Genomic DNA, 25937 nt, shown 5'->3' on the forward strand with positions numbered 1-25937 from the left:
CCACGCCCTGTCCGGGGCGTAAGCCTCAGCCTTGACCGGCCTGCCCATGTCGGCCTCCCGGGCGCCAGCGTGCCGGCACCATAGTGCGCCAGCGCGGCGGATGCCACCGGGCCGGCGCAAACGATGCGCGTGCGCCGCCGCATGTGTTGGCACGGTGACAGGCGGATCGCGACGCCGGTCCCGGCAGCCGGCTCGATCCGCCATCCCGGCCGCCCGCGCAGGCACTCCGGCGAGGACGGACGGGCAGGGAAGGGGGGCAATCGGCACATGGAAAAAGAGACGACCGGACGGTCGTCTCTTCAGGCGCGATCCGCGCAAAACCTGCGGAAAAACGGCCGACAGGGCACCGTCAGCGGCGGGCGGGCTTGCCCTGCACGAGACCCTCGCGCTGCGCGCGCTTGCGCGCCAGCTTGCGGGCGCGCCGGACGGCCTCGGCCTTCTCGCGCGCCTTCTTTTCCGACGGCTTCTCGTAGTGACCGCGAAGCTTCATCTCGCGGAAAATGCCCTCGCGCTGCATCTTCTTCTTGAGCGCCTTGAGAGCCTGGTCGACGTTGTTGTCGCGAACGAGTACCTGCACGCGTGATCTTCCTGTTGTCCGTCGGTCGCCGAACGAAGACTTCGCCTTCGGCAGCGCCCGCTGCCGACGAGACCCCGCCGAAAACGCGACAATAGAAACTCAAGAGAAGGGGAAGGGGCCGCCTTCCGCCGCGGTGGCACCACCGCACGATTGGACGGTGCTTTAGCAAAAGACGAAACGCCTGTCCACAGGCTCGAAAGGCAAAATAAAGCCCGCGTTTGCGCCGTCCGCGGCCGCCGCTCAGGGCCGCGGCCACACCCGGTTCACATGCCCCATCTTCCGGCCCGGCCGGGCTTCGGCCTTGCCGTAGAGATGGAGGCGAGCGGCCGGGTCGGACACGATCGCATGCCAGTCCGCGGCCTCGTCGCCGATCAGGTTGCGCATCTCGGCGCGGCCGAGGCTCTCCACACTTCCAAGCGGCCAGCCCGCGATGGCGCGCACGTGGTTCTCGAACTGGGACGTGATCGCGCCGTCCTCGGTCCAGTGGCCGGAGTTGTGCACGCGCGGGGCGAGTTCGTTGACGAGGAGGCTCTCCGCGCCGTCAGGGCCGCGCACGACGAACATCTCCACGCCGAGCACGCCCACATAGCCGAGGGCATGGGCAATCCGGCAGCCGAGGGCGCGCGCCGCCGCAAGGGTCGCCGGATCGACGGCGGCCGGAATGGTGGTGGTGGCGAGGATGTGGTTCTCGTGCCGGTTCTCGCCGATCTCGTAGACCGCCGTCCCCCCGTCCTGCCCGCGCACCACGATGGCGGAGACCTCCAGGGCGAAGGGCACCAGTCCTTCCAGGATGCACGGGGCGGCAAGACGATCGAGGGCCGCGACGGCGGCGTCCCGGGTCGCGACCTTGGCTTGGCCCTTGCCGTCATAGCCGAAGCGGCGGGTCTTCAGGATGGCCGGCAGGCCCGTGACGGCGATCGCGGCGCCCAGGTCCGCGGCGGTGTCGACGGCTGCGAAGGGCGCGACCGCGACCCCGGCCTCGACCAGGAAGGCCTTCTCCGCCACCCGATCCTGGGTGATGGCGAGCGCCCTGGCGTCGGGAAAGAGCGGCCGGGCGGCCGAAAGAAGGTGGGCGGTCTCCGCCGGCACATTCTCGAACTCGTAGGTCACCACGTCCACGGCGGCGGCGAGGGCCGCGAGCGCGTCCGCGTCCTCGTAGGCCGCGACCGTGTGGGCCGCCGCCACCTCGAAGGCCGGGCTCGCCGGATCGGGGCAGAGCACATGGCAGTGGAAGCCCAGCCGCGCGGCGGCAAGCGCCACCATGCGGCCGAGCTGCCCGCCGCCGAGGATGCCGATGGTGGAGCCGGGCGGCAGCGGGTCACGCTTCATCATGGGGCCTTTCGGCGACGGCGGCGGTCTGGGCGGCGCGGAAGGCGTCGAGCCGGACAGCGAGGTCCGGGTCGCTCAGCGCCAGCACGGCGGCGGCGAGGAGGGCCGCGTTGATGGCGCCGGGCTTGCCGATCGCCAGGGTTCCGACCGGAATGCCACCCGGCATCTGCACGATGGAGAGGAGACTGTCCTGGCCGGAGAGGGCTTTGCTTTCCACCGGCACACCGAACACGGGCAACGGCGTCATGGCGGCCGCCATCCCGGGCAGGTGCGCGGCACCGCCGGCCCCGGCGATCACCACCTTGAACCCCTCGTCCCGAGCGGCCTTGGCGAAGGCCACCAACCTGTCCGGCGTGCGGTGGGCCGAGACGATGCGGGCGTCGTAGGCGATCTTGAGATCGTCAAGGGTGACGGCCGCGTGCTTCATGGTCGCCCAGTCGGACTGGCTGCCCATGATGATGGCGACGGGCGGGGATAGGAACATCGCGGTGGCGATCCTTCGGCGTGAGGCGACCTGCCGCGCGGCGACGTCGCGGCCCTCTTTCGTCGGAGGTAGCCGGAACATGCCGGAGAGGCAAGGGGAGGGGACTTGAGGCCCGCGACCGTCGACGCGGCCGCCGACGCGGTCGCCGGCGAACCTGTCAGGCGATGATGTCGGGCACGATCTGGTCTTCCAGGTGCTGGATCCGATCCTTCAACACCAGCTTTCGCTTCTTCAGGCGCTGGATCTGGATCGTGTCGCCGGTGCCGAGGGCGACCATGGCCGAAATCGCCGCGTCCAGGTCCCGATGCTCCTGGCGCAGACGGGCCAGTTCGATTCGAACTTCCTGCTCATCGTGCTCGGTCATACGCCGCTCTACCCTCGCGAACACGGCTGTTCCGCCGCCGGCCCGGCCTCTCGGGTCGACGGGCTTCCGTCGCTCTTTCTATACCAGAAGATGGGCACGCCTTCATGCGTCCTTATGAGCATGGCGAAGCATCGGGAAACGCTCGGGTCGTCTTGGCCACGCGCGCAGCGGATCGCGCGGCGCCGCAGCGCGTCGTGCGGATCAGAGGGAGCTTTGACAATTTGAAGCAACAATGTTGCTCGTTTCGAGCCCCAAATTATTCATTGTTGCCGCTTGCAACGCGCCGGCGTCGACATCATGTAGATTCCGTGACACACTGGTCACGCTGGCATGGGATCAACGGAAGGAGGCCCACATGTCGATTCAGTCGCATATTGCAGAGCTCGAGCGTCGTCATGCTGCCCTGGAACGGCAGATCGAAGAGGCGGCGCAGCATCCCAGTGTCGATGCCATCCAACTGAAAGAGCTCAAGCGACGGAAGCTTCATCTCAAGGACGAGATCACGAGATTGGCCACCTCCAAACCTTCACTGCACTGACCGTCTGGTTGAATGACAGATTGCGTCCGAATGGGGCGTCGCGGTTTCCGCGGCGCCCCTTTCGTTTGGCAGCCTTCGATGCTCAGATCCGGGCGGTCGCGGCGCCGACCAGAGCCGGACGGGCCACAGGGGCGCCCGCGCGCACCGACTTCTCCGCCCTGGCCATCCAGTCGAGCCCATAGGCGAGGGCGAACAGGAGGCCGCTGCCGGTCGCCATCAGGAGGAGTTGTCCCACCATGCCGGGGCTTGCGACCTGCATGACGACCTGACCCACCATGGCGAACACGGTGCCGAACCAGAACACCGGCAGCGCGTGCCGGCCGGCGACGGTGAAGGGGTTGGAGGGGCTGAAGCCCTTCACCCAGGCAAGAAGGCCGCTGTGGCCGACCACGTAGCAGAGGCTGGCGATGTGCAGCAGACGGCCGATGGCGACGAACGGCTTCTCGTTGGCGTAGAAGCGGTCCGGAAGCGGAAGGGGCGGCAGCGAACCGTACCAGTTGAGCCGGTGGAAGAGGGCCGCGACCACCAGATAGGCGAGGGCGCACCACCAGGCGAGACGGCTGTAGGGGACGGGCGTCTGCCGGCGCATCAGCCGCACGCCGGCGAAGAAGCCGCCTACGAACAGCAATTGCCAAGCGAAGGGATTGAAGAACCAGTGCCCCTCCGCCGGATAGCTCGGCGGCGACCAGCCGTAGATCTGGGTGAGCGTGTACAGGATGGCGGAAACGCCTAGAAGCGGGGCGAGCCCGTGCACGGCCAGCGCCATCATCAGCGGCAGGCCGAGGAGCAGCACCACGTACATGGGCAGGATGTTGTGGTAGCCGATCTGGTGGCTCATGGTCGCAAGGCCGATGAAGCCGCGGACGGGATCCTCCATGAGCGGGGCGATGTTGATTTCGCCCATCAGCCCGGTCTTGCCGTACACCACGGCCGCGACCGCGAACACGCCGATGCCGGCGACGATGGACGCGAGGTGCGCCACGTAGAGCGTGCCGGCGCGCTTCACCGCCTTCAGGCTCGCCAGCAGGCGATGGCCGGCCGCGTAGCGCGGGAAATAGGCGAAAGCCGCCGCGATGCCGGCCAGCACCACGAAGAGCTCCGCCGAATCCGTCAGGCCGAAGTTCTTGTGGGTCAGGCTCTCCAGTATGTTGCCGGGCACGTGGTTGATGAAGATGGAGATGAGCGCCAGCCCACGGATGAAGTCGATCCGGTGGTCGCGGGCGGCGGGGGCATTGACGGTCATGGCGGCACTGCTTCGATGCGGGATAGTCGCGACACCTTTAGGCGCCGCCACATGAACGGCGGATGAGCAGACAGGCCGCGGCTGCGCTCGGGACTCAGTTTGCCGTCGAACCGGCAAGTCCGTCCATGATCAGTTTGGTCGCGATCAGGAAGATCGAGACGGCAAGCACCCTGTAGAAGACGAGCTCGTTGAGACGGCGGACGATCCGAACGCCCACCAGGGTGGCGAGGATCGCGAGGGGCGCGAGGATCGCCACGGCCGTCATGGTCTCGGCGGTGAACTGGCCGAGGGCCGCATAGGGCACCACCTTCACGGAGTTCAGGATGGCGAAATAGATCGCCGACGTGCCGGCATAGAGCACCGGCGACAGGCGCAAGGGCACCACGTAGGTCTGGAACGGCGGTCCGCCGGCATGGGCGACGAAGCTGGTGTAGCCGGCGAGAAGCCCCCAGAAGCCCGCCCCCGCGGCGCTGGGGTTGGCGGGCGGCGGCGGCGGTCCGCCCTCCGGATGGCGGGCGGCCCGCACGCGCCGACGCTCGTGGAGGCCGTAGCGCACCAGGAAGGCAAGAGCGATCACCCCGACGATGAGACGCACCGCGTCGTCGGAGACGAGGGAGGCGGTGGCCCAGCCGACCAGCGTGCCGGCCATGCCGCCGGGCAGGAGCGAGAGCACCACGCGGCGGTCGAACGTCTTGCGGTAGGCCCAGACCGAGACCGCATCCATGATGAGCAGGATGGGCAGCATCAGCCCGGCCGCCTGCACCGGCGAGATGACGAGCGCCAGAACCGGCACCGCCGCGAAGCCGAACGCGCCGCCGAACCCCCCCTTGGACAAGCCGGTGAGGATCACCGCCGGAATGGCGGCGGCGTAGAACCAGGGGTCTGTCAGCATCGGGCGCGGGCGATCCGGTCGCAAGGGGTCCTTCGCGTACGACAAAACGCGCATGACCGAAAGTCTGAAGCCGAAAGTGGCAGGGCGTTTCGCTTGCCAAAGCCCTGAAGGGAGCGGAAAACTGCCGCCAAAATCAGCCGACCGGGAGGATGGGCGATGAGCCGATATGGCGAGGTCTACGCGGCCTGGAAGCAGGATCCTCATGGCTTCTGGTCGGAGGCCGCTGCGGCGATCGACTGGATCGAACAGCCGCGCGCGGCCTTCGACGCGGACGCAGGCGTCTACGGCCGCTGGTTCCCGGGCGGCGTCTGCAACACCGCCTGGAATTGCCTGGACCGGCACGTGGCGGCCGGACGCGGCGACCAGCCGGCGGTGATCTACGACAGCCCGATCACCGGGTCCAAGCGCATCCTCACCTACCGGGAGATGACAGACGCGGTGTCCGCGATGGCCGCCGTGCTCCTCGACCGGGGCATCGTCGCCGGTGACCGGGTGATCGTCTACATGCCGATGATCCCGGAAGCGGTCGTCGCCATGCTCGCCTGCGCCCGCATCGGGGCGATCCACTCGGTGGTGTTCGGCGGCTTCGCGTCGCGCGAACTCGCCACCCGCATCGACGACGCCAAGCCGAAGGCGATCATCTCCGCCTCCTGCGGTATCGAGCCGAACCGCATCATCGCCTACAAGCCGCTCCTCGACGAGGCGATCGGCTTCTCCGCTCACAAGCCCGAGACCGTGCTCGTTCACCAGCGCGAGCAGGTGACCGCCAGCCTGATCGAGGGACGGGACCTTGATCTGGCGGCCGCCATGGCGGCGGTCGCGGGCCGGCCGGTGCCGTGCGCGCCGGTTGCGGCGACGGATCCGGCCTACATCCTCTACACCTCCGGCACCACCGGCCAGCCGAAGGGCGTGGTCCGCGACACCGGCGGCCATATGGTGGCGCTCGCCTGGTCCATGGGCGCCGTCTACGACATCAAGCCGGGGGAGGTGTTCTGGGCCGCCTCGGACGTCGGCTGGGTCGTCGGCCACAGCTACATCGTCTACGCGCCGCTCCTCATCGGCGCGACCACGGTCGTTTACGAGGGCAAGCCGGTCGGCACGCCCGACCCGGGCGCCTTCTGGCGCATGGTAGCGGACTACAAGATCGCGGCGCTCTTCACCGCGCCGACGGCCTTCCGGGCGATCAAGAAGGAGGATCCGAACGGCACGTTCATCGGCAAGTACGACCTCTCGTCCCTGCGCACCCTCTTCCTTGCGGGCGAGCGGGCGGATCCGGACACGGTAAAGTGGGCCGAGGAGAAGCTGAACGTGCCGGTGGTCGACCACTGGTGGCAGACGGAGACCGGTTGGGCGATCGCCGCCAACCCGGTCGGCCTCGGCCTGCTGCCGGTCAAGCACGGCTCCCCGACGGTGCCGATGCCGGGCTATGCGGTGGAGGTGCTGGACGACGCCGGCCATCCGGTGGAGGCCGGCAAGCTCGGCAACATCGTGGTCAAGCTGCCGCTGCCCCCGGGCTGCCTGCCGACGCTCTGGAACGCCGACGAGCGGTTCCGTTCCAGCTACCTCGCCGAGTTCCCCGGCTACTACAAGACCGCCGACGCCGGCATCATGGACGCGGACGGCTATCTCTTCATCATGAGCCGCACCGACGACATCATCAATGTCGCCGGCCACCGCCTCTCCACGGGCGGGATGGAGGAGGTGTTGGCAAGCCATCCGGACGTGGCCGAATGCGCCGTCATCGGCATCGCGGACGCGCTGAAGGGCCAGGCGCCCTGCGGCTTCGTGGTGCTGAAGGCCGGGGTGACGAAGCCGCACGTGGAGATCGAGAAGGAACTGGTCGGGCTCGTCCGCGACAAGATCGGCCCCGTGGCAGCCTTCAAGCTCGCCATCACGGTGGACCGGCTGCCGAAGACGCGCTCGGGCAAGATCCTGCGTGGCACCATGCGGCAGATCGCCGACGGCGAGGACTTCCGCATGCCCGCCACCATCGACGACCCGGCCATCCTGGACGAGATCCGGGCCGCGATCGGCGCCAAGGCCGGCAAGGCCTGACCTATCGCGCCGTGGAGGGACGAACCGGGCTTCAGGCGGCCCGGTTCTCCGCCAGCGTGGTCCGGGCAGTGGAACCCACCGCCAGAGCGATCGCACCGGCGACGATCACCGCCGCTGCCGCGACCGTGAAGCCGGACGGCGGGTCGAGCGCCAGCGCCGCCGCGATGCCGGGCACCGCCACCGGACCCAGCGACATGCCCACATCGTTGCCGGTGCGGAAGAGGCCCATGGCGCGCCCGGTGTGACGGCGATCGACGCCGCGGAGCGCGACGGCCCCGGCCGCCGGGATCATTGTGCCCGTCGCGGCCATCAGGAGGGCCGCGCCGATCCAGAGCATCGCAACCGTCGGGGCGAGCGCCATGGCGGCGAGGGACACGAGCGTCGCCAGGGTCGCGGCCGCCAGCGTGCGGCCGGCGCCCCAGCGGTCGATGCCGGCGGCGGAGAGCGGCATCACCGCCAGATTGGCCGCCGTGCCGACGCCGACGATGGCGCCGATCATGCCAGGGGTCAGGTCGAGGCTGTTGAGGCCCACGTCCGGGATCACCGTCCAGCCGGCGCCGATCCGGGCGAAGAAGGCCGCGAACCCCATGAGCGCGCCCGCCACCAGCGCCGGCCCGATCAGGCTGGCGCTCGGCGCATCGGCCGGCCGGGGGGCACCGGTGCCGACGGTCGACGGCGGCGCCGCAGGCAGCAGGCGCACGGCGGTGACGGCCGCCACGGCGAGCACCGCCTGGGCCATGAAGGGCACGTGGGCGCCGAGCGGCCCGACCAACAGGCCGCCGACCAGCGGGCCGACGGCGAAGGCGAGCAGCAGCGAGCTCTGGAACCATGACATGGCCGCCCCGCGCCGCTCCGGCCCGGCCTTCAGGATCAGCGCCGTCATGGCGGCGGTGGAGAAGAGGGCGGATCCGGCACCCTGGATGGCGATGGCGACCATCAGCACTTCGAAGCCGAGCGGCGCGATGGCCAGAAGCGACCCGGCGAACAGCACCCCGAGCCCGACGAGGGCGGCGGTGCGCAGGCCGACCCGGTCCACCAGCACGCCGGCGGGCAGGTTGGAGAGGAGCCGGGCGAAGCCGAACGCGCCCATCAGGAGGCCGCTTGCCACCGCGCTCCGGCCGTTCTCGGCGGTCAGCAGCGGCAGGGCGGGCACCATCATGCCGAAGCCCAGCATGGTGGCGAAGGTGGCGGCGGCGATCGGGACCGCGGTCGCGCGAAAAGTGTCTGCGGTCATGCTATCAGTTCCCGTTCGAGACGATGCTGCAATCAAACTAGACGGTCCAGTATGATTATGCAAGACGACGAACCCAGAACGGGTCGCCGCGGCGAGGCCAAGCGGGAGGTGATTCTGGATGCGGCCGAGCGCTGCTTCCTCACCGACGGCTTCGCGGTCAGTCTCGATCGGATCGCCGCCGAGGCGGACGTTTCCAAGCAGACCATCTACAGCCATTTCGGGAACAAGGAGGGGCTCTACCGGGCGGTGGCGCTGCGCCGGAAGTGGCCGGTGCACGAAGCGCTGCGAGCGGACATTCCGGTGCGCGAGGCGCTGTTCCGCTTCGGACTGGCTCTTCTGGAAAAGGTGACCGCGCCGGAGACCGTTCGGCTGCACCGGCTGCTGGTCGGGCAGGTGTCGCAGTTTCCCGATCTGGCCCGGATCCATCATGAGATCGGCCCGCAGCGTAGCCTGGAGGGCCTCGCCGACTACTTGCGTCCCCTGGTGGCGGCCGGCCGGCTCGACGTGGAGGACGCCGAACTGGCGGCGGACCACTTCTTCGGCCTCCTCCTTGGGACCACCCGGCAGCGCCTCCTGTTCGGCGCCATGCCGAGCCCGTCCACCGATGACAACCGCAGGGTCGCGGAGCGGGCGGTGGTTGCCTTCTGCCGGGCCTACTGCCGGGCGGAGGCCTGATCCCGACCGCCAACGGAAAACGGCCGGGTCGCCCCGGCCGTCCGAATGCGCTCGAGCCGTGTCCGAGGATCAGAGATCGTCGTCGTCCTCGTCCGGCTTGCGCGTCATGGACTTCAGTTTGGCGAACACCGCGTCGGCGTCCAACTCGTCCTCGTCCGGCTGCGGCTTGCCGCTGCGGAAGCCGGCGAGCGCGTCCTCGGACGTGGTCTCGTCCACCGGCAACAGGCTCGGGGCCGGCTCCAGCACCTTCTCGGGCGAGATCTTGCCGGCCTTCTCTACTTCCATGTCGAGCTCTAGCTGGGAGCAGAGGCCGAGCGTCACCGGGTCGAGCGGCGTCAGGCTGGCGGAGTTCCAGTGGGTCCGGTCGCGGATCTGAGCGATCGTGGACTTGGTGGTGCCGACGAGGCGCATGATCTGCGCGTCCTTCAGCTCCGGATGGTTGCGCACTAGCCACAGAATGGCGTTCGGCCGGTCCTGACGGCGCGACACCGGCGTGTAGCGCGGGCCCCGGCGCTTGGCTTCCGGCACCCGCACCTTCGGATCGGCGAGCTTCAGGCGGTGCTCCGGGTTCTTCTCGGCGCGCTGGATTTCCTCGCGGGTGAGCTGGCCGGTGAGCACCGGGTCGAGGCCCTTGATGCCCTGAGCCGCCTCACCGTCGGCCACGGCCTTCACTTCAAGGGGATGCAGCTTGCAGAATGCGGCGATCTGATCGAACGACAGGGCCGTGTTCTCGACCAGCCACACGGCCGTTGCCTTCGGCATGAGGGGCGCGTTCGACATCAAGTCAAATCCTTCTCGTATGGTCCCCCGGCTCTCGCCGGTGGCCCGAAGTCGCTTCGCGATGACGGGGAATGTGGGCTCTTATAGCCAGTTGAGAAGATCCGCGCAATTCTTCGGAAGCACGCGTGGGACGACGTCGAAGGGGGCGGATCGGCCGGGGCACCAGGGCATCGCCGGGGCGTCAGGGCGTGGCCGGGGCCGGAAGTGCCGAGCCGACGCATCACCCTCCGCCGTCACGGTCCGCGCAGGCGGACCAGCCACGCATTTGGGCCGGACGTTGGTTTCTGGGGAGAAAGCGTGGGTGGACCGCCTGAAGCGGACCATGACGATGGCGGTGTGAATTGAGCGGCTTCGGTCGACGACGAACGGAAATCGCGCTTTTCGCGACCTTGTACCCCTTTGCCCTCTCCGGTCCCTCCCTTGCCTCAGGTCGTCAGCATGATCTTGCCCACGTGGTCCGCTTCCAGCAGGCGGTGCGCCTCGGCGGCCTGGGCCAGTGGCAGCACGGCGTCGATCACCGGCGCGACGGTGCCGGCGGCGAGAAGCGGCCAGACCTTCTCCTCAAGGCTGGCGGCGATGCGCGCCTTGAAGGCGGGGTCACGCGCCCGCAAGGTGGAACCCGTGTGGGTCAGGCGCTTCAGCATCAGGCGGGTGAAGTTCACCGTCTGCTTCGGCCCGCGCAGGAAGGCGATCTGGACGATGCGCCCTTCCACGGCCGCGGCCTCGTAGTTGCGGTCGATGTAGTCCCCGCCCACCATGTCGAGAATCACGTCCACGCCCTTGCCGCCGGTCGCCTGCTTGACGGCGGCCACGAAGTCCTCGTCCCGATAGTTGACGGCGAGGTCGGCGCCGAGATCACGGCAGACGCGGCACTTGTCGGCGCTACCCGCCGTGGCGAACACGGTGGCGCCGAAAGCCTTGGCAAGCTGGATCGCCGTGGTGCCGATGCCGCTCGTCCCGCCATGGACGAGGAAGCTCTCGCCCGGCTGCAAGCCCGCCCGGTCGAACACGTTAGACCAGACGGTGAAGAAGGTCTCCGGCAGGGCGGCAGCCTTGATGAAGTCGTAGCCGTCCGGCAACGGCAGGGCGTTCGAGCCGTCGACGACCGCGTATTCCGCATAGCCGCCGCCGGCCACGAGCGCCGTGACAGCGTCGCCCACCTGCCAGGGGCCTGCGAGATCGCCGCGGGCCACCACGGTCCCGGCGATCTCCAGGCCAGGAATGTCGGATGCGCCCGGCGGCGGCGGATAGCCGCCTTCCCGCTGCAGGCTGTCCGGCCGGTTGACGCCGGCTGCCCTCACCTTCACCAGGATCTCCCGGTCCTTCGGCACCGGCACCGGCCGCGTGGTCGGCGCCAGCACCTCCGGTCCGCCCGGACGGGTGATCTCGATGGCGGTCATGGTCGCGGGGAAATCTGGCACGGATCCGTTCCTTGGCTCATAGGCGGGGCTTCTAGGCTGGGCTTTCTTCGACACCGGGCGAACGCCGCCCGCAAGCGATCGTTCTCTTCGCGCTTGCGCTACCCTAATCTTCCGGGTGCGAGCATCAGAGGAGACGATCGCCATGGTGTGGGACGACGAGCGCGCTGTGAAGCCACCGGTACACCAGATCGGCCAGGACCTGTCGTCGCTGTCCGTGGCGGAGTTGACGGAGCGGATCGCTCTTCTGGAAGGCGAGATCGTCCGCTTGCGGGACGCGCTTGCGGCAAAGACCGACGTGCGGTCTGCCGCCGACGCGCTTTTCAGACGTTAAGGCGCGGATTCCAAATCGTTTCCAGGTCCCGTCGCGCCAACTGCATGTTGCGGTTCAGCAGACGCTTGCGGTCAGCTTGGCGTCATCTGTATCGATACGGCATGCATCCCAAACAAGCAGATCTCATTAACTGTAAATTAACCAGATGTCTGCATTCTGTGGGGGTCCGGTCTTCTGGACGGCGAGTGGCGGATGTCACTCTGTTTGAGCCTCCCTGTTCAACTTTCCAAGAGCCGTGCCCGTCACGGCTCTTTTTTCTTTGTGTCGGCCAAGGAATAGGCCATATGGCATACGCGTTGCCTGTTCGGATCGATCTCGGACCCGTGAGTCCCGGAACGGCACGAAACGCGCTATGATCCGCGTTCGGCCTTCCAACGGTAGACCGGGGAGATTGCGGCGCTCGCGGATCATGCGTGGGCGCGTCTCCAGGACGTGAGGCTTAAGCGTATGAGTGAGTTCGTCGTCACCGATGCCATGGACCCGCATCCCATCGCGTTCGCCGAGCGGTTCGCCAGCTCCGAGACGTTCCGCGACCTCTTCCGCGAGGGGATGACCCTGGTGGAGGAGACCGCCGCCTATCTGGACGGGGACGGGCGCAAGGACAGCCGCACCCTGCCGCGGGCGGGTTCGCTCCTCTACACCACCGAATCCATGCGCCTGACGACCCGCCTGATGCAGCTGGCGTCGTGGCTTCTCCTGCAGCGTGCCGTCAACGAGGGTGAAATCTCCTCCGAGCAGGCGAACTCGGAGAAGCGCAAGGTGCGCCTCGACAGCGTCCCGAACGCCCAACGCGTGGCGGGTTTCGACGAGCTGCCAGACGCGTTGCGGGCGTTGATCGAGCGTTCCGTCCGCCTGCAGGACCGCATCCGCCATCTGGATCAGGCGATGTATGGTCCGAAGCTGGTGGGCGAGGCGGGCGCGAACCCGGTCGCGCGGGACCTCGGCCGGCTCGCGGATGCCTTCGGCGCGCGGCGGGATTGACGGCAAGGGCGCTCCGGGTCAGGGCGTCTCATACCCGGCTCCTGGGTCCAGACGCGCTAAGCGCACGACAAAAAGCCCCGGTTTCCCGGGGCTTTTCTGTAAGGGCTCGACCCTGCGGCACATGGCGCTGGCCGACGCCCGTCGCCTCTTTGAGGCGCCGGCTCGCCGCCCGGCCGCTTATTTGCCGAACAGACCGCCAAACCTGGAGTTGAAGCGCGACACGCGGCCGGCGCGATCCAGCATCTGCTGGTTGCCGCCGGTCCACGCCGGGTGCGACTTCGGGTCGATGTCGAGGTTCAGCGTCTCGCCTTCCGCGCCGTAGCACGAGCGGGTCACGAACTCGGTGCCGTCCGTCATCACGACCTTGATGGTGTGATAGTCCGGATGAATGCCCTGCTTCATCTCTTGATGTCCTTCATCGATCTGCTGCGCACCCGTCGCCGGGGCGGGCCGAATGGCTGACGAGGTGGTCCGAACGCCTGCTGGCACGAAAAGCGCCCGACACGGCGGCAGGCCGCCCACGACCACGTGGCGACCTTCGGACTGCTCGCGTTCGGCGGCCTCTATACAGGAAGCCCGGCGGGCAGACAAGCCGTCGCGGTGTCAACCGTACGCCAACTCGGGCGGACTTGCGCCCGCACCGGCCGCATGGTCAATCTTCGCCCCACGGACAGGACGGTCGAACGGGAGGCGAGGCGACGTGGCGAGGCGCGACATGAAGGACGACGGTTCGGGAGGGGTCGCGGACCGTCGGACCACCATCCGGCCGCTCCGGGCGCTTCTTCCCTTCGCTCTGCCCTACCGGGGGCGCCTCTTCGCCGCCCTGCTGGCGCTCCTTGCCGCATCCGCCGCGACGCTGATGGTGCCGATCGCCGTCAAGGGCGTGATCGATCACGGCTTCTCGGCCGAGGCGAGCGACCAGATCAACCAGACCTTCCTCGGCATCGGGGCCGTGGTGCTCTGGCTCGCGGCGGCCTCGGCGCTGCGCTACTATCTGGTGATGACGCTCGGCGAGCGGGTGATCACCGACATCCGCGCGGCGGTCTTCCGGCACGTGATCGGCCTGTCGCCGGCCTTCTTCGACACCGCCCAGTCCGGCGAGGTGGTGTCGCGCCTCACCGCCGACACCACCCAGATCCGGGCGGCGGTCGGCTCCAGCGCCTCGGTGGCGCTCCGCAATCTCCTGCTCTTCGTGGGTGCCGCCGTGATGATGGTGGTGACGAGCCCACGCCTGTCGCTCTTCGTCCTCGCCGCCATTCCGCTGATCGTCCTGCCCCTGGTCGCCTTTGGCCGATCGGTCCGGCGCCGGTCCCGCTCGGCGCAGGACACGCTCGCGGAGGCGAGCGCCTACGCGCAGGAGATGGTCTCGGCGCCGCGCACGGTGCAGGCCTACACCTACGAGACGGCCGCCGCCGACCGCTACGCGCTCTTCGTGGAGCGCTCGTTCGACGCCGCCCGCGGCCAGATGCGCTCGCGCGGCATTCTCACCTTCGTGGCCATGTTCCTGATCTTCGCCAGCGTTGTCACGGTGCTCTGGGTCGGCGCGCAGGACGTGCTCTCAGGCGCCATGACGCCCGGCACCCTCGGCCAGTTCGTGCTCTATGCGGTGTTCGCCGCTGGCGCGCTCGGCGAACTCAGCCAGGTCTGGGGCGAGATCTCCCAGGCGGCCGGCGCGACGGAGCGGCTGATGGAACTCCTCGCCGTGCCGCAGGCGATCGCCCCGCCGCCGCGACCCACCCGGTTGCCGACGCCGCCGCGCGGCGAGATCCGCTTCGAGGCGGTCTCCTTTTCCTACCCGACCCGGCCGGACATCGCCTCGCTCCGCGGCCTCAGCTTCACCGTGCGGCCGGGGGAGACGGTTGCGATCGTCGGCCCGTCGGGGGCAGGAAAGAGCACGGTGCTGCAGCTCCTCCTGCGCTTCTACGACCCGACGGACGGTGCCATCCTCCTCGACGGCATCGACATCCGCGACGCCGACCCGGTGGAGGTCCGCGACCGCATGGCGCTGGTGGCCCAGGACCCGGTGATCTTCGCGGTTTCCGCCTTCGACAACATCGCCTTCGGCCGGCCGCACGCCCCGCGCGCCGCCGTGGAGGAGGCGGCGCTCGCGGCCAACGCGGACGGCTTCATCCGCACCTTGCCGGAAGGTTACGACACCCTCCTCGGCGAGCGCGGCGTGACCATCTCGGGCGGCCAGCGTCAGCGCATTGCCATTGCCCGGGCCGTCCTGCGCGATGCCGCCATCCTGCTTCTCGACGAGGCCACCTCGGCGCTCGACGCGGAAAGCGAGCGCCTTGTCCAGGACGCCCTCGACCGCATGGCCAAGGGCCGGACGACGCTCGTCATCGCGCACCGGCTGGCGACCGTGGTCGGCGCCGACCGCATCCTGGTGCTGGACGAAGGGCGCATCGTGGAGGAGGGCACCCACGAGGCCCTCGTCGCCAAGGGTGGCCTCTACTCCCGCCTCGCGCGGCTGCAGTTCACCGAGGCTTAGGGGCGGCGGAGGTGAAGTCGCCGTATGGGGCCGTCGCCTCCCGGCGAACCGTCATCCGCGGATTTCCTCGGCAAGGTGTGGCGATCACCCTCAACGTCATCCCGGCGAACGCCGGGATCCAGCCGACGTCGGTGGCCGGCACCGCCGGCTGTCACTTTCCCATACCCATCCATGCTTCAGTTGTGCCTATTCAACTGAAGCCCGCCCATTCGGCCGCGAGGTGGATGGTGCCGACGTCGGTTGGATCCCGGCATTCGCCGGGATGACGGCGTTGGTTGATTGTGGACACATAGGTGACAACCCGCGAAATCCACTTCTGCTGGCCGACCGCATCTCCACAACGAAAAGCGCCGGACCCTTTCGGATCCGGCGCTTCGATTGCCTCTCGTCAGCCCACCATCAAGCGGTCGGCTGGGGCTCCAGGCCGGGGCCGTCGGGCTCTTCGCCGCCCTTCGGCTTGGTGCGCGTGGTCGGCACGGCCGACGTGCGCGAGGTGGGCGCATCGTCGAAGGTGTCGCGCATGGGCGCCTTGCCGGTGATCAGGCCACGGATCTCTTCGCCGTTCAGCGTCTCATACTCCAGGAGGCCCTGGGCGATGGCGTGGAGCTGGTCGATGTTGTCGGTCAGCACCCGCTTGGCGGTCTCGTAGCCCTGGTTGACAAAGCCCTTGATCTCCTCGTCGACGATCGACTGCGTCTCGTCCGACACCGACTGGTGGCGCGCCACCGTGTGTCCGAGGAAAACCTCGTCCTGATTGTCGCCGTAGAGCAGCGGGCCGAGCCGGTCCGACATGCCGAACTGGGTCGCCATGGCGCGGGCAAGGCTCGTCGCCATCTTGATGTCCGCCGAAGCGCCCGAGGTGACCTTCTCGTAGCCGAAGATCAGCTCTTCGGCGACGCGGCCCCCCATGGCGACCGCAAGGTCCGCCTTGCACTTGGCACGGGTCAGCGAGACCTGATCGCGCTCGGGCAGGCGCATCACCATGCCGAGGGCACGACCACGCGGGATGATGGTCGCCTTGTGGATCGGGTCCGACGCGGGCATGTGGAGGGCGACGAGCGCGTGACCGGCCTCGTGATAGGCGGTCAGCTTCTTTTCCTCCTCCGACATGACGAGGGTGCGGCGTTCCGCGCCCATCATCACCTTGTCCTTGGCGTCCTCGAACTCCGCCATGGTGACGAGGCGCTTGGACCGGCGGGCGGCAAGAAGCGCCGCCTCGTTGACGAGGTTCATCAGATCGGCACCCGAGAAGCCGGGAGTGCCGCGGGCAAGAATCTTCAGATCCACGTCCGGCGCCAGCGGCACCTTGCGCACGTGCACCTTGAAGATCTTCTCGCGGCCGGCGACGTCCGGGTTCGGCACCACGATCTGGCGGTCGAAGCGGCCCGGGCGCAGCAGCGCCGGGTCCAGCACGTCCGGGCGGTTGGTGGCGGCGATGATGATAATGCCTTCGTTCGCCTCGAAGCCGTCCATCTCCACGAGCAACTGGTTCAGGGTCTGCTCGCGCTCGTCGTTGCCACCGCCGAGGCCGGCGCCGCGATGGCGGCCGACGGCGTCGATCTCGTCGATGAAGATGATGCAGGGTGCATTCTTCTTGGCCTGTTCGAACATGTCGCGGACGCGGCTGGCGCCGACGCCGACGAACATCTCCACGAAGTCCGAGCCCGAGATGGTGAAGAAGGGCACATTCGCCTCGCCGGCGACGGCGCGGGCGATCAGGGTCTTACCGGTGCCCGGAGGGCCGACAAGCAGAACGCCGCGCGGGATGCGGCCGCCGAGGCGCTGGAACTTCTGCGGGTCGCGGAGGAATTCCACGATCTCCTGCAGGTCTTCCTTGGCCTCGTCCACGCCCGCCACGTCGTCGAAGGTCACGCGGCCGTGCGCCTCGGTCAGCAGCTTCGCCTTGGACTTGCCGAAGCCCATGGCCTTGCCGCCGGCGCCGCCCTGCATCTGGCGCATGAAGAAGATCCAGAGCGCGAAGATCACGATCATCGGCAGCCAAGAGATCAGCGTGCCGATGAGCGAGAAGCCCTCGGTCTGCGGCTTGGCGGCGATCTGGACGCTCTTGTCGCGCAGCGCCGAGATGTAGTCGGTCCCCTGCGGCGCGTAGGTCTGGAAGGTCTGTCCGTTCGCGTAGCGACCGCTGATCGCCTGATCCATGATGGTCACGTCGCGGACGTTGTCCTGCTCGACCTCCTGGAGGAATTTCGAGAAGGTGATCTCGTTGGAGGTCGGCCGTTGCCCGGGGCTCTGGAAGAGCTGGAACAGGGCGATGAGCAGAAGCCCGATGATGACCCACAGGGCGAAATTGCGGAAATTGGCGTTCATCGTCGACCTTTGGCGCCGCGGGGCGCGACGCGGAAAAAGACACGTTCGGGACGGCAAACCAGAACCATCATACCTGTCCCAGGCTGAAGATAGGGGGCGCAACCAGACTTGCCAACCCGACACCCGTCGCAGGCGGTGCTGTTTTGCTTCGTAGTTTAACGAAACGCCTCGTCCTTCCCACAATCGTGATTTCCGGGCGCGGGTTCCGCCGCTCCTCTACCCGCTCCGGCCAGGACACCGGCGGCTGTGACGACCACCGGCAAGGAGCTGGCGGCGCGGGCCGGCAGATCCTTGCGCCTCTCGTCCTTGCGGGCCGCCCGGACGACCGTTCCCGGCGACACGGGCGCGGCAATCGGCACGGGGATCCGCCCGTCCCAGACGAGCGTGCACGGCTCGGAGACCATGACCTCCGGAAAGCCGCGCCGCCCCGCCTCCGCGTAGAGCCACAGGCGGTCCGGCTTCGGCTCGATCACAACGCCCGCCACGGTCCGTCGGGCGATCGGACCGGGGGCGGCGCGGACGGCGTCGAGAAAGGCCTCCAGCGCGGCGATCCGGGGTGGGTAGTCGGTCGGCCGGACCCGCCGGATCTCGCCGGAGAGGAGCCTGAGCGCCACCTCGTCGGGCGCCGCCCGGAAGGGATCCGCCGCGATCGACACCACGCCGCCGTGGTCGGTCACCGCGGCGCGGCGGAGGTCGGCCACCACGCCGTCGATGACGGCTGCGGCCCGGGCGAGCCGGTGCGCGGTCTCGGCCAGCACGGACGCCGTCAGCCCCACCTCGGCGAGCGCGGGGGCGAGCCGGCGAACCCGCGCGCGGAGAAACCGGTCGGCGGTGTTGGAGGGGTCGACCGCGAAGGTGAGGCCCGCCGCCCGGCACGCGGCAACAAGTCGCGCCTTCGGCACGCCGAGCAGCGGCCGGACGAAGCGCATGCCGTGCACGCACCGTTCGCGCGGCATGCCGGCGAGCCCGTACACGCCGGACCCCCGGATCAGCCGCATCAGAAAGGTCTCGGCTTGGTCGTCGAGGGTATGACCGAGGGCGACGGCCTCGACCCCGTGCCGGTGCGCGGCCTCCGCGATCAGCCGGTAGCGTGCCGCCCGCGCGGCGGCCTGGAGGTCGGCGACCGGCGGCGCGGCGTCGTGCTCCCAGGCGAGGATCTCGCCGGAAAGGCCGAGGCCGGCGGCCATGGCCATCACGGCCGCAGCCTCGCGGGCGGCCTCCGGCCGAAGGCGATGGTCGACCGTAAACACCACGAGGCGGCGCGAGGGTTCGCTGCGGGCCGCGTGGCGATGAAGCAGATGAAGAAGCGCGGTGGAATCCGGTCCACCGGAGACAGCGACGCCGAGGGCCCGGATGGAGCCCAGATCGCCGAACAGGCCGTCGAGGTCCGCATCGGCGATCGGATCGTCGACGGCGGCGGTCACGTCAGCAGCCGGCCTTGGAGCGCTGCGCGCGGGCGCGCTCGATGAGGGCCGCGGGGGCGGACGGATACTTCTTGGACAGTTCGCCATACGTGGCGCAGGCGGCGTCGCGCTCGCCGAGGCCTTCCAGGGAGAGGCCGAGCTTCAGAAGGCTCTCGGCCGCCTTCGGGGCCTTCGGGTAATCGCGATAGGTGGAGAGGAAGGCGTCTGCGGCTTCGCGGAACTGGTCGCGGGCGAAATAGCTCTCGCCGAGCCAGAACTGCGCGTTGCCGGCAAGCGTCGAACGCGGATGGTCGGCGAGGAACTGCTTCAGGCTCATCTCGGCGGTCCGGTAGTCGCCGGAGAGGATGTAGCCGTAGGCCTGGTCGTAGGCGCTCTGCGGATCGCTCGGCTGCAGGACGGCGGTTTCGGTGCCGCCGCCGAACGACCCGGCACCCGGGGCCCCTTGTGGCTGGCCGCTCAGAGGCGGCGGGCTGCCGAGGCCGCCGGCGACGCCGGGCAACCCCGCCGACGGCGTGCCACCGAGCGCCGGGTTGCCGGTGCCGATGGCGGGGCTGCCGAAGCCCGCCGCCGGTTCCACACCGCGGGCGATCGCCGACAGGTCGAGGGGACCGCCGAGCGCGCTCGACGACGGCGGACCGGTCATGGTGCCGTCGCCCGGGATGGTGCCGAGCACGGTCGGCGGCGTGCCGATGTCCGGCGCCGTCGCAAGGCCGCCCTGTGGCGGGCCCGCCAGCTGGGCGGTACCAGCGGCGGCGGGCGCGCCGCCCGTCGCGGGCGACGAGTCGGAGCGCTTCTGCGGCCGGGCGCCGCCTTCCAGCTGTTGGAAGCGGTATTCCGCGTCCTCCTGCTGGCGGCGAAGCATCTCCTGGAGTTGCTGCACCAGATAGGTCAGCTCCTCCACGCGCCCGTTCAGCTGGCGCATCTGCTCCTGCATCTGGTCGATGCGCATCGACTGCTCGGCGTAGACGGCGGACGCCTGGGCGTCGGTCACCGGCGCGCCGACCGAGCCGGGCGGCACCGGGGCGCTTCGCCCGAACATCTGCGCAGAGGCGTCGATGCCGCCGGTCGTCAGCAGGATGAGCGCGAGGAGCGCGGCAAGGCCGCCGCGTGCTCTCGCGCGTGTGACGGTCATGATCATCAGTTTGGCCCGTGTCCTCTGGTCCGTGGTGTCCTCGAAATCCCCGACGATCCGGACGTCCGCGACCGAGGGCGACCCATGCGGCGATGCTCGGCGCGACGGGTGGAGAGCCGGCCGGAACGGTCCCGTTGCCGAGGGCTGCGCGTCCCGGCAAGGGCATGCGGGACCGCGTCACACCTAGCATAACGCTCCGGCATATCGGCTGAATTTTGGCCTTCGCAAGGTTCAGCCAGGCTGTCGGCCAATGAAATCGCCGCGCCCGAAACGCAAAAAGCCCCGCCGGATCGCTCCGGCGGGGCTCTTGATCGGATCCGTTCGACCGGCGGTCAGCTGCCGGCGTTGTTCAGCACGGTGACGGCGCGCCGGTTCTGGGCCCAGCAGCTGTCTTCGTTGCAGAGCGCCACCGGGCGCTCCTTGCCGAACGAGATGGTCTTCACCCGCTGCGGGGAGACGCCGCGCGAGACCAGATAGTCGTAGGCGGCCTTGGCGCGGCGGGCACCGAGCGCGAGGTTGTACTCGCGGGTGCCGCGCTCGTCGGCGTGGCCTTCCAGGGTCACCGTGTAGCGCGGATAGAGGCTCAGCCACTGGGCCTGCCGGTCCAGGGTGGAGCGGCCGTCGGCGGTCAGCGACGAGGAGTCGGTCTCGTAGAAGACACGGTCGCCCACGTTGACGACGAAGTCCTGGGCACTTCCGGGGCTCGCCGCGCCGATCCCGGCGTTGGCGCTGCCGGCGAGCGAGGAGTCGAGTTCGCTCGGGCTCTTGGCGCAGGCGGCGGCGAGGAGCGCGAGACCGAAGGCGATGGCCGCGCGGCTGAGGCTGGATTTCGATGCGATGCTGGTCATCCCGGTAACCCTCTGTACATCCGACCGGATGCTCTGACCGTCTTGGTAAACGCCTTTGGTTAACCAGCCGTTGATCCGGCGGCTCATTCGAAGGCGTCGGTCGGGAGCTTCGTCGGATCCTGCCCGTGTTGGAGACGTCCGGCGGCCGGATCCCCTCGGATCCGCCGGACGTGGCGTTTACCTTGTCAGTTGAGAAGCGGCGACCACGCCGGGTCCGATCCGAACGACGGAGTCGGGATCCGGAGCTCGTTGCGGCCGGTGAGGTCCACCGACCAGAGCTGCGGTCCGCCGGTCTGTCCGCCGGTCTCGCGGAAGAACATGATCACCCGCCCGTTCGGCGCCCAGGTCGGCCCTTCATTGTGGTAGCCCTCGGTGAGGATGCGCTCGCCGGAGCCGTCCGGGCGCATGACGCCGATGGCGAAGCGGCCGCCCATCTGCTTGGTGAAGGCGATGAGGTCGCCGCGCGGGCTCCACACCGGGGTCGAATAACGGCCCTGGCCGAAGGAGATGCGCTGGGCCGGTCCGCCGCCGGCGCTCATCACGTAGAGCTGCTGGTTGCCGCCCCGGTCCGATTCGAACACGATCCGCGCGCCGTCCGGCGAGTAGGACGGGGAGGTGTCGATCGCCGCCGCGTCGGTGAGGCGCGTGGTCGCCCGCGATCGGAGGTCCATGGCATAGATGTTGGCGTTGCCGCCCTGCTCCAGGCTCATCACCACCCGCTGGCCATCCGGCGAGAAGCGCGGCGAGAAGGTCATGTTGGGGAAGTTGCCCACCACCTCGCGCTGGCCGGTCTCGATGTTGAGGAGATAGACCCGCGGGTCGCTGTTGCCGAACGACATGTAGGTGATCTCCTGGGTCGTCGGCGAGAAGCGCGGCGTGAGCACCAGGTCCTGGCCCTTGGTCAGGTAGCGCACATTGGCGCCGTCCTGGTCCATGATGGCGAGCCGCTTGACGCGCGCCGACTTCGGGCCGCTCTCGTCCACGAAGACGATGCGGGTGTCGAAATAGCCCTTCTCGCCGGTCAGTCGCTCGTAGATGGCGTCGGCGATGATGTGGGCGACCCGGCGCCAGTTCTCCGGCGTGGTGAAGAACTGCTGGCCGGTCAGCTGCTGGCCGGCGAACACGTCCCAGAGCCGGAAGTCGGCCTGCAGGCGCCCGTCCGGCGCGCGGGTGATGGCGCCGGTGACCAGCGCCTGGGCGTTGATCACGCGCCAGTTCTGGAAGTTCGGCAGGGCGTTCGGGTTGATCGCCCTGTCGATGAAGGATGCCGGATCGAGGGTGGCGAAGAGGCCCGAGCGCTTCAGGTCGGCCGACACCACGCCGGCGATATCGCGGCCGAGTTGCGCCGTGTCGCCGCCGCCGACGAAGTCCGGGATGGCGATCGGCAGCGGTTGGACCGTTCCCTGCGAGATGTCGATATTGAGTTCCGCCGAAGCGGGCGTCACCACCGCGGCGAGCCCCGCCATGGCGACGGCTCCGACCCGGAGGTGGGTCATGAGGCGTGCGAACAGTCGCTCGACGAGGCCGCGACCGAGGGGAAGAGCTCCCGTCATGTGTTCCAAATCTCCAGTGATCATGGCGCTTCCAAAGACACTCGAACCGCGCTTTTCTGTGGCGTCGGGCCGATCGGGGCCGGTTGTCCGGATCGCCAGCCGGGCCGGATGCGTGGATCCGGCCGGCCGCGGCGCTCTCGGACGCGGCGTTAGAACATCTCGGCCGGGTTGAAGCGGAAGTTCACCACCTGCCACACCTCGTACTTCTCGGGCGGCAGGAAGGTGTAGGGCGCGCAGCGCAGCACCGCCCGGACGGCGCCCTCCGCCGCGATGGTGCCGAGCGGCCCAGGGGGCTGCTCGGTGATGGTCGGCGTGCCGGCGACGTCGCCCGTCGGCGTGAACTCGATCCTGAGGCGCACGATCAGGCTCTCCGCCCCGTCCGCGCCCGCCGGATAGTTCCAGCAGGCCGCGACGGCGGCGCGGAGCGCGTCGATCTCGCTCTGGCTCATGTTGGCGACCGGGCCGGTCGCCTTTTCCGAGCCGAGCGAGGCCTCCTCGGTGGAGGCCCGGCCGCCGCCGCCCGACGGGTCGACCTTGTTCAGGAGGGCGTCGATGTCGTCCGGATTGAAGGTCTCCGTCGGCTCCTCCTTCGGGGGTGCCTTGGCCTCCACGGGCTTGGTCTCCTCAGACTTCCTGGTTTCCTTCGACGGCGGCGCCGGCTTCGGGTCGAGCGCGGCGGTCTGCACCGGGGCGGGCGGCTTCGGTTTGGAGCGGGGCGCGACGGCGGGCGTCGGCGCCGGCGGCGTCTCCGCCACCTTCTCCGGCTCGGCAGGCAGCTCGGCCACCTCGGCGGTCGGTGCCGGCGCGGCCTCGGCCGGCGGTGTCGTCACCGGTTCCGGCTCGGGCGCGGGCGCCGGCTCGGGCGGGGTCGGCGGCGCGGGCGCCTTGACGGGCTCCGGCGGGCGCTCCGGCGCGGGCGGCGGGGGAGGGGGCGTCGGCGCGGCCGCCTGCTTGGTCGGCGCGGCTGCGGTGTCGGTCGTCTTCTCCGTCATGGGCGCGTCCTGGTCGGAGGACGCGTTGCCGATCTTCTGGCTGTCCGGCCGCGGCACCGGCGGCTTGGCGACGCCGGTGGAGGCCGTCTCCTTGGCGGGCGCGGTCTTCTTGCCCTCGGCGATCTCCGTGACGTCCGACAGGGGGATCAGGTCCACGGGCAGCGCGTCCACCTGCTGCTGCACCTCGAACGGTTCCGCCCCCGGAAGCGACACGAGCCCCCAGGCGAGAAGAAGCGTATGTCCGATGACGGACGTGGTGAGGCCGACGCGCATGGGCGAACCGATACTGGAACTCAACTGGCGGGCACCGGGGCGCCCGACTCTTCCGTGGTGATGAGGCCGATCTTCTTGAAGCCGGCCGCGGAGATGCGGGCCATCACGCGCATCACCGTGCCGTAGTCGGCGGCCCGATCGCCGCGCACGTAGATGCGGTCCTCGACGCCGTTCTTGGCGATGGCCTGGAGCTTGGCCACCACCTCGTCGGCGGGAATCTCGCTGTCCTGGAGGAATACGCGGCCTTCCGCGTCGACCGAGATGTTGATCGGATCGGTCTGGCCCTCCATCGGCTTGGCGGCCGTCTCGGGCAGGTCGATCGGAACGCCGACCGTCAGCAGCGGCGCCGCCACCATGAAGATGATGAGGAGCACCAGCATCACGTCGACGAGCGGCGTCACGTTGATCTCGCTCATCACCGCCGCGCTCCGGCGCCGCCGGCCGCGCCGCCGACCACCGCCGCTGCCGTGTCCCACGCCGCCCATGCCCATCGGTCAGCTCCGATCGTCGATCTGGCGGGAGAGGATCGCCGAGAACTCGTCCGCGAAGCCCTCCATCCGCGCGCCGAGCTTGGCGGCGTCGGCGGCGAACTTGTTGTAGGCGAGCACCGCCGGTATGGCGGCAGCAAGGCCGATCGCCGTGGCGAACAGCGCTTCGGCGATGCCCGGCGCCACCACGGCGAGGTTGGTGTTCTTGCTGGTGGCGATAGCCTGGAAGGAGGTCATGATGCCCCAAACGGTGCCGAAGAGGCCGATGAAGGGCCCGGCCGAGCCGACCGTCGCCAGCACCAGGAGCCGCCCCTCGAAGCGCTCCATCTCGCGGGCGATCGTCACGTCGATCACCTTCTCGATACGGTCGGTAAGGCCGAGGAAGGAGGTACGCCCCGCCTCGTGGCTGCGCTTCCACTCGCGCATGGCGGCGACGAAGACCGCCGAGAGGCCCTGGTTCTGGCGCGCCGAGAGCGACCGGTAGAGGTCCTCCAGCGACTGTCCGGACCAGAAGATCTTCTCGAACCGGTCCATGGACTTGGCCATCCGGGAGAACAGGATGACCTTGTCGACGATGATGGCCCAGCACCAGATCGAGGAGGCAAGGAGGCCCAGCATCACGAGCTTGACGACGATGTGGGCCTGCATGAAGAGGCCGATCAGGGTCATGTCGGCCACGGGGGCGGCAAGCGCCGTCTGGGTGAGTTCGGCCGGGTTCATGGCGTCTCTGCACAACCTTGTTGAAAAAATCGTCCGGGGCCGCCGGGCTTTCGCCGCCCGCCATCCGCCGCCGCGCCGCCGGGCGCCTTCGGCATCGGCCGCCGGCTCCGCGCCGCACGCTCGCAGACAGGCTCGGTGAGGCCCGGCATCGGCATGTTGCAATGCACTTCGGAACGCCACGTCCACGACGTCGCCGACGTGTCCCTCGATCGGGACGCGATCGCGGCGTCCGACGGAGATGCCCGTGAATTTTGTCGAAACATGGACTGGCGACCCTCAGCAGTCGCCCCAGTCATGGTTCGTCAAGGTTAAGGAAGGGTTATTGCAGCGCCACGAAACGGGCCCTGAGATCGGGCGGCAGCCGCTTCGGCCGGCCGTTGCCGCCGACCGCCACCACCGTGACCACGGCTTCCGCGACAAGGTCCTCGCCGCGCGTGAGGCGCTGAAGGAGGGTCACGCGCGAGCCGCCGAGGTCCTGCACCGAGGTCTCCACTGCGAGAAGGTCGTCCAGGAAGGCGGGCTTCAGGTAGTCGATCTCCATCCGCCGCACCGTGAAGAGCAGCGCCGTCTCCTCCGACCGGTCCACGGTCGCCGACTGGTGCACCCCCATCGCCCGCAACAGCTCCGTCCGCCCCCGCTCGAAGAAGCGCACGTGCGAGGCGTGGTAGACGATGCCGCCGGCGTCGGTGTCTTCCCAGTAGACGCGGATCGGGTGGGTGTGGGGGGAGGGTGCTGGCGCTTCGCTCATGCCTCCTTCTGCCACGACCGGCCGGCGGCGGAA

General features: G+C 69.1%; 25 protein-coding genes. 6 read left to right on the forward strand and 19 right to left on the reverse strand.

Annotated features, from left to right (window positions below):
- Nucleotides 1–349: 349 nt before the first annotated feature.
- From rpsU to BUQ68_RS06890, 4 genes are all read right to left on the reverse strand, one after another.
- Entirely contained in the window at nt 350–577 is a 228-nt protein-coding gene (rpsU, locus tag BUQ68_RS06875; protein WP_095407297.1) for a 30S ribosomal protein S21, read from the reverse strand.
- Nucleotides 578–817: 240 nt separating this feature from the next.
- Nucleotides 818–1906: a 5-(carboxyamino)imidazole ribonucleotide synthase gene (locus BUQ68_RS06880; protein WP_083656397.1), complete on the reverse strand. Its 1089-nt coding sequence runs from the start codon at nt 1904–1906 to the stop codon at nt 818–820.
- Complete coding sequence (purE, locus tag BUQ68_RS06885; RefSeq protein WP_075215219.1) at nt 1896–2390, reverse strand: 5-(carboxyamino)imidazole ribonucleotide mutase; 495 nt, start codon at nt 2388–2390, stop codon at nt 1896–1898. The genes BUQ68_RS06880 and purE overlap by 11 nt, the downstream gene beginning before the upstream one ends.
- Nucleotides 2391–2547: 157 nt before the next feature.
- Entirely contained in the window at nt 2548–2754 is a 207-nt protein-coding gene (locus BUQ68_RS06890) for a YdcH family protein (protein WP_075215220.1), read from the reverse strand.
- A 355-nt stretch (nt 2755–3109) separates the two neighbouring features.
- On the opposite strand from BUQ68_RS06890, the gene BUQ68_RS06895 reads away from it, so the two are divergent.
- A complete protein-coding gene (locus tag BUQ68_RS06895; RefSeq protein WP_075215221.1) occupies nt 3110–3292 on the forward strand; it encodes a YdcH family protein in 183 nt (60 codons plus the stop codon).
- Between the two features lie 82 nt (nt 3293–3374).
- Here the strand turns inward: BUQ68_RS06895 and BUQ68_RS06900 are convergent, their stop codons facing one another.
- Together BUQ68_RS06900 and BUQ68_RS06905 are read right to left on the reverse strand one after the other, a co-directional pair.
- Nucleotides 3375–4535: an OpgC family protein gene (locus BUQ68_RS06900; RefSeq protein WP_075215222.1), complete on the reverse strand. Its 1161-nt coding sequence runs from the start codon at nt 4533–4535 to the stop codon at nt 3375–3377.
- Nucleotides 4536–4629: 94 nt separating this feature from the next.
- Complete coding sequence (locus BUQ68_RS06905; RefSeq protein WP_075215223.1) at nt 4630–5427, reverse strand: sulfite exporter TauE/SafE family protein; 798 nt, start codon at nt 5425–5427, stop codon at nt 4630–4632.
- A gap of 156 nt (nt 5428–5583) precedes the next feature.
- Between BUQ68_RS06905 and BUQ68_RS06910 the strand changes: the two genes are divergently transcribed.
- Complete coding sequence (locus tag BUQ68_RS06910; protein WP_075215224.1) at nt 5584–7482, forward strand: propionyl-CoA synthetase; 1899 nt, start codon at nt 5584–5586, stop codon at nt 7480–7482.
- A 31-nt stretch (nt 7483–7513) separates the two neighbouring features.
- On the opposite strand, the gene BUQ68_RS06915 is transcribed toward BUQ68_RS06910, so the two are convergent.
- On the reverse strand, nt 7514–8716 hold the full coding sequence (locus BUQ68_RS06915) for an MFS transporter (RefSeq protein WP_075215225.1): 1203 nt from the start codon (nt 8714–8716) through the stop codon (nt 7514–7516).
- Nucleotides 8717–8767: 51 nt separating this feature from the next.
- Between BUQ68_RS06915 and BUQ68_RS06920 the strand changes: the two genes are divergently transcribed.
- Complete coding sequence (locus tag BUQ68_RS06920; RefSeq protein WP_139315170.1) at nt 8768–9391, forward strand: TetR/AcrR family transcriptional regulator; 624 nt, start codon at nt 8768–8770, stop codon at nt 9389–9391.
- A 69-nt stretch (nt 9392–9460) separates the two neighbouring features.
- On the opposite strand, the gene BUQ68_RS06925 is transcribed toward BUQ68_RS06920, so the two are convergent.
- The gene (locus BUQ68_RS06925; RefSeq protein WP_075215227.1) at nt 9461–10171 is read right to left on the reverse strand and encodes a DUF1013 domain-containing protein; all 711 of its coding nucleotides are present in this window, start codon (nt 10169–10171) and stop codon (nt 9461–9463) included.
- A gap of 425 nt (nt 10172–10596) precedes the next feature.
- Entirely contained in the window at nt 10597–11571 is a 975-nt protein-coding gene (locus tag BUQ68_RS06930; RefSeq protein ID WP_083656361.1) for an NAD(P)H-quinone oxidoreductase, read from the reverse strand.
- A gap of 163 nt (nt 11572–11734) precedes the next feature.
- Between BUQ68_RS06930 and BUQ68_RS06935 the strand changes: the two genes are divergently transcribed.
- Together BUQ68_RS06935 and rcdA are read left to right on the forward strand one after the other, a co-directional pair.
- A complete protein-coding gene (locus tag BUQ68_RS06935) occupies nt 11735–11923 on the forward strand; it encodes a DUF1192 domain-containing protein (RefSeq protein ID WP_075215229.1) in 189 nt (62 codons plus the stop codon).
- Nucleotides 11924–12370: 447 nt separating this feature from the next.
- Entirely contained in the window at nt 12371–12904 is a 534-nt protein-coding gene (gene rcdA / locus BUQ68_RS06940; RefSeq protein ID WP_075215230.1) for a protease adaptor protein RcdA, read from the forward strand.
- A 177-nt stretch (nt 12905–13081) separates the two neighbouring features.
- On the opposite strand, the gene rpmE is transcribed toward rcdA, so the two are convergent.
- Nucleotides 13082–13306 carry a 50S ribosomal protein L31 gene (gene rpmE / locus BUQ68_RS06945; RefSeq protein ID WP_075215231.1) on the reverse strand — a complete coding sequence of 75 codons (225 nt, stop codon included), beginning with the start codon at nt 13304–13306 and terminating at the stop codon, nt 13082–13084.
- Nucleotides 13307–13619: 313 nt separating this feature from the next.
- Between rpmE and BUQ68_RS06950 the strand changes: the two genes are divergently transcribed.
- Nucleotides 13620–15398 carry an ABC transporter transmembrane domain-containing protein gene (locus BUQ68_RS06950; RefSeq protein WP_075215232.1) on the forward strand — a complete coding sequence of 593 codons (1779 nt, stop codon included), beginning with the start codon at nt 13620–13622 and terminating at the stop codon, nt 15396–15398.
- A gap of 399 nt (nt 15399–15797) precedes the next feature.
- Here BUQ68_RS06950 and ftsH read toward each other — a convergent pair whose 3' ends face one another.
- The 9 genes from ftsH to ybgC form a co-directional block, all read right to left on the reverse strand.
- A complete protein-coding gene (gene ftsH, locus BUQ68_RS06955; protein ID WP_075215233.1) occupies nt 15798–17726 on the reverse strand; it encodes an ATP-dependent zinc metalloprotease FtsH in 1929 nt (642 codons plus the stop codon).
- A gap of 155 nt (nt 17727–17881) precedes the next feature.
- The gene (tilS, locus tag BUQ68_RS06960) at nt 17882–19150 is read right to left on the reverse strand and encodes a tRNA lysidine(34) synthetase TilS (protein WP_075215234.1); all 1269 of its coding nucleotides are present in this window, start codon (nt 19148–19150) and stop codon (nt 17882–17884) included.
- A 1-nt stretch (nt 19151) separates the two neighbouring features.
- A complete protein-coding gene (ybgF, locus tag BUQ68_RS06965) occupies nt 19152–20282 on the reverse strand; it encodes a tol-pal system protein YbgF (RefSeq protein ID WP_083656399.1) in 1131 nt (376 codons plus the stop codon).
- A gap of 332 nt (nt 20283–20614) precedes the next feature.
- On the reverse strand, nt 20615–21130 hold the full coding sequence (gene pal / locus BUQ68_RS06970) for a peptidoglycan-associated lipoprotein Pal (RefSeq protein ID WP_075215235.1): 516 nt from the start codon (nt 21128–21130) through the stop codon (nt 20615–20617).
- 185 nt (nt 21131–21315) lie between these two features.
- Nucleotides 21316–22626, reverse strand: coding sequence for a Tol-Pal system beta propeller repeat protein TolB (tolB, locus tag BUQ68_RS06975; RefSeq protein ID WP_210215603.1), 1311 nt, complete (start codon nt 22624–22626; stop codon nt 21316–21318).
- 206 nt (nt 22627–22832) lie between these two features.
- Entirely contained in the window at nt 22833–23972 is a 1140-nt protein-coding gene (locus BUQ68_RS06980) for a cell envelope biogenesis protein TolA (RefSeq protein ID WP_139315171.1), read from the reverse strand.
- Nucleotides 23969–24439, reverse strand: coding sequence for a protein TolR (tolR, locus tag BUQ68_RS06985; RefSeq protein WP_075215238.1), 471 nt, complete (start codon nt 24437–24439; stop codon nt 23969–23971). The genes BUQ68_RS06980 and tolR overlap by 4 nt, the downstream gene beginning before the upstream one ends.
- Nucleotides 24440–24442: 3 nt before the next feature.
- Complete coding sequence (gene tolQ / locus BUQ68_RS06990; RefSeq protein ID WP_075215239.1) at nt 24443–25156, reverse strand: protein TolQ; 714 nt, start codon at nt 25154–25156, stop codon at nt 24443–24445.
- A 319-nt stretch (nt 25157–25475) separates the two neighbouring features.
- Nucleotides 25476–25904: a tol-pal system-associated acyl-CoA thioesterase gene (ybgC, locus tag BUQ68_RS06995; protein ID WP_075215240.1), complete on the reverse strand. Its 429-nt coding sequence runs from the start codon at nt 25902–25904 to the stop codon at nt 25476–25478.
- Between the last annotated feature and the right edge of the window lie 33 nt (nt 25905–25937).

It is taken from the genome of Mongoliimonas terrestris (genome assembly GCF_001927285.1).
Classification (GTDB): Bacteria; Pseudomonadota; Alphaproteobacteria; order Rhizobiales; family Pleomorphomonadaceae; genus Chthonobacter; species Chthonobacter terrestris.

Bases quoted from the DNA above. Each gene is read 5' to 3' on its own strand.
- BUQ68_RS06880 (WP_083656397.1), bottom strand. From the start codon at position 1,906: ATGAAGCGTGACCCGCTGCCGCCCGGCTCCACCATCGGCATCCTCGGC.
- purE (WP_075215219.1), bottom strand. From the start codon at position 2,390: ATGTTCCTATCCCCGCCCGTCGCCATCATCATGGGCAGCCAGTCCGAC.
- BUQ68_RS06890 (WP_075215220.1), bottom strand. From the start codon at position 2,754: ATGACCGAGCACGATGAGCAGGAAGTTCGAATCGAACTGGCCCGTCTG.
- BUQ68_RS06895 (WP_075215221.1), top strand. From the start codon at position 3,110: ATGTCGATTCAGTCGCATATTGCAGAGCTCGAGCGTCGTCATGCTGCC.
- BUQ68_RS06900 (WP_075215222.1), bottom strand. From the start codon at position 4,535: ATGACCGTCAATGCCCCCGCCGCCCGCGACCACCGGATCGACTTCATC.
- BUQ68_RS06905 (WP_075215223.1), bottom strand. From the start codon at position 5,427: ATGCTGACAGACCCCTGGTTCTACGCCGCCGCCATTCCGGCGGTGATC.
- BUQ68_RS06910 (WP_075215224.1), top strand. From the start codon at position 5,584: ATGAGCCGATATGGCGAGGTCTACGCGGCCTGGAAGCAGGATCCTCAT.
- BUQ68_RS06915 (WP_075215225.1), bottom strand. From the start codon at position 8,716: ATGACCGCAGACACTTTTCGCGCGACCGCGGTCCCGATCGCCGCCGCC.
- BUQ68_RS06920 (WP_139315170.1), top strand. From the start codon at position 8,768: ATGATTATGCAAGACGACGAACCCAGAACGGGTCGCCGCGGCGAGGCC.
- BUQ68_RS06925 (WP_075215227.1), bottom strand. From the start codon at position 10,171: ATGTCGAACGCGCCCCTCATGCCGAAGGCAACGGCCGTGTGGCTGGTC.
- BUQ68_RS06930 (WP_083656361.1), bottom strand. From the start codon at position 11,571: ATGACCGCCATCGAGATCACCCGTCCGGGCGGACCGGAGGTGCTGGCG.
- BUQ68_RS06935 (WP_075215229.1), top strand. From the start codon at position 11,735: ATGGTGTGGGACGACGAGCGCGCTGTGAAGCCACCGGTACACCAGATC.
- rcdA (WP_075215230.1), top strand. From the start codon at position 12,371: ATGAGTGAGTTCGTCGTCACCGATGCCATGGACCCGCATCCCATCGCG.
- rpmE (WP_075215231.1), bottom strand. From the start codon at position 13,306: ATGAAGCAGGGCATTCATCCGGACTATCACACCATCAAGGTCGTGATG.
- BUQ68_RS06950 (WP_075215232.1), top strand. From the start codon at position 13,620: ATGAAGGACGACGGTTCGGGAGGGGTCGCGGACCGTCGGACCACCATC.
- ftsH (WP_075215233.1), bottom strand. From the start codon at position 17,726: ATGAACGCCAATTTCCGCAATTTCGCCCTGTGGGTCATCATCGGGCTT.
- ybgF (WP_083656399.1), bottom strand. From the start codon at position 20,282: ATGACCGTCACACGCGCGAGAGCACGCGGCGGCCTTGCCGCGCTCCTC.
- pal (WP_075215235.1), bottom strand. From the start codon at position 21,130: ATGACCAGCATCGCATCGAAATCCAGCCTCAGCCGCGCGGCCATCGCC.
- tolB (WP_210215603.1), bottom strand. From the start codon at position 22,626: ATGACCCACCTCCGGGTCGGAGCCGTCGCCATGGCGGGGCTCGCCGCG.
- tolR (WP_075215238.1), bottom strand. From the start codon at position 24,439: ATGGGCATGGGCGGCGTGGGACACGGCAGCGGCGGTGGTCGGCGGCGC.
- tolQ (WP_075215239.1), bottom strand. From the start codon at position 25,156: ATGAACCCGGCCGAACTCACCCAGACGGCGCTTGCCGCCCCCGTGGCC.
- ybgC (WP_075215240.1), bottom strand. From the start codon at position 25,904: ATGAGCGAAGCGCCAGCACCCTCCCCCCACACCCACCCGATCCGCGTC.